The sequence below is a fragment of the Acidisphaera rubrifaciens HS-AP3 genome (genome assembly GCF_000964365.1).
Taxonomy (GTDB): domain Bacteria; phylum Pseudomonadota; class Alphaproteobacteria; order Acetobacterales; family Acetobacteraceae; genus Acidisphaera; species Acidisphaera rubrifaciens.
The window spans coordinates 1-1,182 of record NZ_BANB01000974.1; the positions used below are offsets into that span (position 1 = coordinate 1).

A 1,182-nucleotide genomic window follows, 5' to 3' on the forward strand; every position below is an offset into this window, starting at 1 on the left:
GGCGAGCCGCGCCTCCAGCGCCGCCGCGACCGCGAGCACCGCCGCGTCGCCGCCGGGGCGACCCACGATCTGCAGCCCGAACGGCATGCCCGCCTCGTCGCGCCCGACCGGCAGGCACACCGCCGGATGCCCGACGAGGCTGACCGGATAGACCAGCGCGAGCCAATGCACGTAGGAGCGCGTCGGCACGCCGTCGATCTCGCGCGGATACAGCTCCGACCACGGGCGCGGACTGACCGTGATGCCGGGGGTCAGCACCACGTCGTAGCGGGTGAAGAACGCCTGCCAACGCCGATACAGCGTCGTCTGCACGCTCTGCGCCTCGGCCACGTCGGCGGCGGAGTAGCCGAGCCCCTCGGTCACGTTGGCGTGCAGGTTGGGGCCGCATTTGTCGGGATGCGCGCGGGCCCGCTCCGCATGGGCCGCCAGCACGCCGACGGCGCGCAGCACGGCGAAGGCCTCGTCGGCGCCGGTGCAGTCCGGCGTCGCCTCGTCGACGCAGGCGAAGGCGTCGCGGAACAGCCCGACCTTCTCCGCCAGGACGCGGCGGATATGGGCCTCCGTCGGGGCGATGCCGAAATCGGGCGTGACCGCCGCGCGGATGCGCGAGAGATCGGCCGGGGCGGGGCGGGCGAGTTCGGCCGCGTCATGACGGCAGACCAGCGGGTCGCGCGCGTCCTCGCCCGCCAGCACCGACAGCAGCAGGCACAAATCCGGCACGGTGCGCGCCATCGGGCCGAGCACGGGCAGGCCGCTCCAGCCATGGGCGCGCCCCTCGTCGGGCACGAGGCCGGGGGTCGGGCGGAAGCCGACGATGCCGCAATGCGCCGCCGGGTTGCGCAGGCTGCCGCCGAGGTCGGAGCCCGTCGCGATCGGCACCATGCCGGTCGCCAGCGCCACGGCCGATCCGCCGGAGGAGCCCGCCGCGTTGCGCATCGGGTCGAACGGGTTGCCGGTCGCGCCATAGACGGCGTTGCGCGTGTTCGCCCCGAGCCCCCATTCCGGCACGTTGGTCTTGCCGAGGATGATCGCGCCCGCCGCCCGCGCCCGCGCGACGGTGCCGCGGTCGTGTGTCGGCACGTGGTCGGCGAACAGCTGGCTGCCCCAGGTGGTGCGCAGGCCCGCCGTCTCCTCCAGGTCCTTCACGCCGAGCGGCAGGCCGTGCAGCGGGCCGAGCGCGTC

1 protein-coding gene is annotated in these 1,182 nt (G+C 75.0%); it reads right to left on the bottom strand.

Features of this window, described 5'->3' with window-relative positions:
* Nucleotides 1-1,182 (bottom strand): amidase (locus tag B8460_RS19470; RefSeq protein WP_048863287.1); only part of this gene is annotated, 1,182 nt, incomplete at both ends.